This window comes from Streptomyces milbemycinicus, from assembly GCF_002154605.1.
Classification (GTDB): domain Bacteria; phylum Actinomycetota; class Actinomycetes; order Streptomycetales; family Streptomycetaceae; genus Streptomyces; species Streptomyces milbemycinicus.
Genome location: NZ_MUNE01000350.1, coordinates 1 through 5,071 on the forward strand (window position 1 = coordinate 1; position 5,071 = coordinate 5,071).

Sequence of the window (5,071 nt, forward strand, 5' to 3'; positions counted from 1 at the left end):
TGGACCGGCGCCGGTCCATCGAGGACCATCTGGCCGATCTGTGGGCGTTGCTGCTGCCCTCACTTCAGACCCGCCCCATCGCCGCGGAGCTGTTCCCGATGGCCCGACAGGCTTGAGGGCGGGTCCGAGGGCGGTCTGAGGGCGGGTCTGAGGGCGCGTGGCTACCAGATCTCGTCGACCCACTCGGGGTGGTCGACGAACGGGTTCCGGTTGTGCTGGTAGTCGTCGTATATCACCTGGTTGCGCCGCTGCTCAAAGGCGTCCGGCGGGTCCTCGGCGTTCCACTTGCGCAGCACGGACAGCCGCCCCAGATACGGCTGACTGCCGTTGCCCGCCTTGTCGTTGACCTCGAGGTCGGCGAAGCCGTCGCCGCCCTCGTAGCGCACCGCCATGTAGAAGATCATGCGGGCCACATCGCCCTTGACGGCGTCGCGGGGCTCGAAGGAGTCGGAGTCGGTGTAGTTGCCGGGTGCCTCGGACACCTGGGAGCCACCCTCGTCGAAGTCCTTGTTGCCGCGGGTGCTGTTGACCGACACGTCCTCGGGGCGCAGATGGTGCAGATCGGTGCCCGGACCGGTCGCGGTGCCGAAGTCGCCGTGTGACTTGGCCCAGACGTGTTCCCGGTTCCAGTCGTTGGCGTTGCCGCCGTTGGAACTCTTGCTCTGCGAGCGGCCGGTGTAGAGCAGGATGACGTTGGCGGAGTTGCGGGGGTCCTCGTCGGTGTTCTTGAGGGCGTCCCACACCTGGCTGTACGAGATCTTGCTGTTGGTGCTGATGATCTTGTGCAGGGCGTCTTTGAGGGGCTGCCCCGTCTTGCCGATCGCGTCCTTGTAGTACGTGTCGTCGTAGCCGGCGGCCCGCGTCGAGTCGGCGAGCGTGGTGCCGGCGGTGGCGGGAGTCTGCGCGGTGGCGGTCACGGCCACCGCGCAGACCAGAAGGGCCAGGGATTTCCAGCGGGTCACACGGGTGATGTGCACAGGCGGTCCTCTCCCCGATTCGCGTTCGATCGCCGAAAGCGTGTCAGAGAGCCGATCTCCCAAAGGTGAACGGCAGGGAGAGGTTTCGTGACAGGGTCATGACTAACGCCGGGTACGGGCCCTCTCGCCCTCCGGGGGTTACAGCGACGCGCCCCCGCACATCACCAACGTCTGACCGGTGGTCGAGCCGCCCTCCGGACCGAGCAGAAACGACGTCAGCCCGGCCACCTCCTCGGGCCGTACGAGCCTGCCCAGCGGCGGCACGACCGGAGGCGTCGCGCTGCGGCCGGGGTCCCGCAGCATCGGGGTGTCCGTGGGGCCGGGGGCCACCACGTTCACGGTGATCGCGCGGGGCGCCAGCTCCGCGGCCCAGGACCGGGCCATGGCCGCCAACGCCGCCTTTGTGGCCGCGTACTGGCTCTTGCCCGGCACTCCGGTCATGGTGCGGCTGCCCACCAGCACCACCCGCCCCCCGTCCGCGATCCGGTCCGCCAAGGCGTCGACCAGAACCTCGGCCGCCTGCACATGGACCCGCCACATCAGTTCGCCGTCGGCCGCCGAAAGCCCACCCAGCCGGGCGGAGCGCTGAACACCCGCCGCGTGCACGATCGCGTCCACCCCGGCCACCGGGGCGAGCGCGTCCCGCACCGCCTCCGGGCGCGCCAGATCGACCGGCAGCCAGCGCATCCGCTCGGCGGAAGGCGGCTCCGTACGGCTGATCCCGGTGATCCGCCACCCCTCGTCCAGCAGCCGGGCGGCGATGGCGGCGCCGATACCGGAGCTGGCGCCGGTGACCACCGCGTGGCGTGGCTCAGACATCGGCCGCCCAATCCGGTGCCACCCGTACGTACTTGATGGCCCGGCGGTGGTAGGTGTACGCGATGTGCAGCGCGCCGTCCGGTGACTGGGTCACGGAGGGGTAGGACAGCTCGCGGTTGAGGCGGTCGCGCGAGTTGTTGGTCAGGCAGTGTCCGTCGCCGGTGTCGAGATCCCGGCGGTGCGGCCAGGTGTCGCCGCCGTCGGACGACAGGGCGAGGGTCATCGGGGCGCGCGGCGCGCCCCAGAAGGCGGTCTTGCCGCCGTCGGCCACCTCGGGCGCGGCGGTGGCGGCCGGGGACTCGCCCGCCTGGCCGTCGTCGTCGATCTCGTCGTAGAGCGAGACCCGGCGCGCGGTGGCGTCCGCGGCGCTGCTGTGGTTGTAGACCAGCGCGAGCCGTCCGTCGGCGAGCGGGACGTACTGGATGGAGGAGTTGTTGTTGGGCAGCTCCGTGGCCACCGGCTCGCTCCAGGTCTCGCCGCCGTCGCGGGAGTGCGAACGGTGGATGGCGTCCGCCCACCGGCTGCGGAAGAGGGCGAGCAGGGTGCCGTCGGGCAGCGGGTGGATGTTCATATGCACACATCCGGTGGACCCGGGCACCGGCTGTTCCCGCCAGGTCCGTCCCTGGTCGTCGCTGATCATCACCGCGCTGGTGTCGTGGTCCCCCACCCACGGGATGCCCGGGGTGGCCACGCAGTGGAACACCGGCAGCAGCCACCGGCCGTCGTCCAGGACGACCGGTGGCTGCCGTACGAAGACTCCGCCCGTCGCGGTGGCCGCGAACAGCGTGCGCGTCGGCCCCCAGGTGGCGCCCCCGTCCGCCGACGTGCGCAGCCGTACCTCGGCGGTGTCCTGGTTGCCCGCCTGCTGGGCGGTGTGCAGCAGCCACAGCTCGCCGGTCGGCGCGGAGAAGAGCACGGGGTTCTGCTCCGAACGCGTCAGGTCGTCGGAGAGCCGCACCGGGTCGGTCCAGGTGTCCGCGCCCGGGGCGAGCCGGGAGAACCATACGCAGATGTCGGCGACGCCCTCCTGCGTACCGCCGAACCACACGCAGCCGAGGTCGCCCCCGGGCAGGACGGCCAGGTTGGCGGCGTGGTTCTGCACGGCGGGGGCCGGCAGGAACGCCTCGACGCGCGCCGGGTCGTCCGGGCGCTCGCGCACCCGCCCGTCGGTCCGCAGCTCCTCGGCGGCCTGCACAGGGGTGGTGTCGTGGTCGGCGGTCATGCCGCGGGCTCCTTCGATGGTGCGGAGTGGATGTCAGATGACAGTGATGCTGGAGAGAGAAGTCAGCGGTTGTACGCCGGCATCGGCCCCCGTAGCCGGGCCCCGACCTCGTCGCAGGCCGCGACCACGTCGGCCGGCAGCGGACCCGCCTCGGCCGCCGCCACATTGGCCAGCAGGTGCTCGACGCGCGAACCGCCGAGCAGCAGCGCGTCCACCCCGTCCCGGCCCAGCAGCCACCGCAGCGACAGCTCGACGAGCCCGAGGTCCGCGCCCTCGGCGATCCGGGCCAGGTCCTGGACGGCCTCGAAGAGCCGCGGGTCCCAGTACCGCTGCCGGTACATCTCGGCCAGCCGGGAGTCGCCGAACCGCCCCGACTCGGGCGTCTCCCCGAAGACATGGCGCCCCGTCAGCAGCCCGCCACCGAGCGGGTTGTAGACCATGGTGCGCACCCCGCTGGTGGCCGCGTACTCCAGGTACTCCTCCTCCACCCGCCGGGCCAGCAGGTTGTACAGCTGCTGGGCCACCACCGGCCGCGGCGCGCCCACCCGCTCCGCGGTGTGGCCGACCTCCGCGATCTGCCAGGCCGCGTAGTTGGACACGCCCAGCGCCAGCACCTTGCCCTCGGCGACGAACTCGGCGACGGTGCTCAGGGTCTCCTCGAGCGGGGCCGACCGGTCGGGCTGGTGCAGATAGAAGAGGTCGACGTGGTCGGTGTTCAGGCGCCGGAGGCTGCCTTCGAGGGCCGCCCTCAGCCCGCGCGCGGACAGCGGCGAGTGGTCGCCGTGGTCGGGGTGCGGCATCCCGGCCTTGGTGGCCAGTACGATCCGGTCCCGGCGGCCGGGCAGCAGCTCGGCCAGGATCGTCTCGGTGGCCCCGCCGGCATACGCGTTGGCGGTGTCCACACCGGTCACCCCGGCGTCGAGCGCCGCGTCCAGCATCGCGGCGGCACCGGCCCGGTCGACCGTGTCGCCGAAGGTCATGGTGCCCAGCACCAGGCGCGAGAGCGGCACCGGTACGCCGGGCAGCTCGACCGCGCCGGGCGAGGTCCGGGAGGAGGTGTCGGGGTGGGTCATCAGGGGGTGGCTCCTTCGGCCTGCGCCCCGGCGCGCCTGACCTGGCGCGCCGGGGTGTGACGGGCGTGGCGGGGTGTGACGGGATGGCGGATCAGGACGGAGTGGCGGGCTCCGGCGCCGTGGCCGATGTCGCCTCCGGGTCCGATGCGGAGACGATCGCGGAGACCAGGGCGCGCGGTTTACGCCCCCGCATCGTCGTCGGGTCGAGGGCGGCGCGGCGCAGCGCCCTGGTGTAGGGCTCGGCGGGCCCGGCGAGGACCGTCTCCGTGAGGCCGGACTCGACGACCCGTCCGCCCCGCATCACCATGACCTCGGAGCTGATCTCGCGGACCACCCCGAGGTTGTGGGAGATGACGATGTAGGCGAGCTGCCGCTCGGCCTGCAGATCGCGCAGCAGCCTGAGCACCTGCGCCTGGACGGACACGTCGAGCGCGGAGGTGGCCTCGTCGCACACCAGCAGCTCGGGGTCGCTGGCCAGGGCGCGGGCGATGCCGATGCGCTGCCGCTGCCCTCCGGAGAACTCGCCGGGGCGCCGGTGGAGCGCGCTGGAGGGCAAACCGACCTGGTCGATGAGTTCCGCGGCCCGGCGGGCGCGCTCGGCCTTGGAGGTGACGCCGGCCAGCCGCAGCGGCTCGGCCACGGTTTCCTCGGCGGTCAGATGGGGGTCCAGGGAGCCGTACGGGTCCTGGAAGACCATCTGCACCCGGCGGCGCAGCGGGCGCAGCCGCCGCTCCGGGAGGGTGGCGATATCGGTGCCGTCGAGCAGGATGCGGCCCTCGGTGGGGCGCAGCAGCCGGACGAGGGAGCGGGCGATGGTGGACTTGCCGCAGCCGGACTCGCCGACGATGGCGAGCGACCCGCCGCGTTCGACGGTGAAGCCGACGCCGTCCACGGCGCGGAACTTCCCCCCGTGGACGGGGTATTCGACGACAAGGTCCTCGACGGCCAGCAGGGGTGTGGTCACAGCGCCTCCCGGTGTG

At 72.4% G+C, this 5,071-nt stretch carries 5 protein-coding genes; all 5 read right to left on the bottom strand.

Going from position 1 to position 5,071, the window contains the following annotated elements:
• Positions 1 to 161: 161 nt before the first annotated feature.
• On the bottom strand, positions 162 to 977 hold the full coding sequence (locus CCN51_RS27325; protein ID WP_014181492.1) for an endonuclease I family protein: 816 nt from the start codon (positions 975 to 977) through the stop codon (positions 162 to 164).
• A 138-nt stretch (positions 978 to 1,115) separates the two neighbouring features.
• Complete coding sequence (locus CCN51_RS27330; protein WP_043488081.1) at positions 1,116 to 1,796, bottom strand: SDR family NAD(P)-dependent oxidoreductase; 681 nt, start codon at positions 1,794 to 1,796, stop codon at positions 1,116 to 1,118.
• Positions 1,789 to 3,018 (bottom strand): sialidase family protein, encoded by a 1,230-nt coding sequence (locus tag CCN51_RS27335; protein ID WP_014181490.1) that lies wholly within the window; start codon positions 3,016 to 3,018, stop codon positions 1,789 to 1,791. Before CCN51_RS27335 ends, CCN51_RS27330 begins: the two co-directional genes overlap by 8 nt.
• 62 nt (positions 3,019 to 3,080) lie before the next feature.
• A complete protein-coding gene (locus CCN51_RS27340; RefSeq protein WP_014181489.1) occupies positions 3,081 to 4,091 on the bottom strand; it encodes an aldo/keto reductase in 1,011 nt (336 codons plus the stop codon).
• A gap of 91 nt (positions 4,092 to 4,182) precedes the next feature.
• A partial coding sequence (locus CCN51_RS27345) for an ATP-binding cassette domain-containing protein (protein WP_245881691.1) occupies positions 4,183 to 5,071 on the bottom strand: 889 nt, incomplete at its 5' end.

Bases quoted from the DNA above. Each gene is read 5' to 3' on its own strand.
- CCN51_RS27340 (WP_014181489.1), bottom strand. From the start codon at position 4,091: ATGACCCACCCCGACACCTCCTCCCGGACCTCGCCCGGCGCGGTCGAG.
- CCN51_RS27330 (WP_043488081.1), bottom strand. From the start codon at position 1,796: ATGTCTGAGCCACGCCACGCGGTGGTCACCGGCGCCAGCTCCGGTATC.
- CCN51_RS27335 (WP_014181490.1), bottom strand. From the start codon at position 3,018: ATGACCGCCGACCACGACACCACCCCTGTGCAGGCCGCCGAGGAGCTG.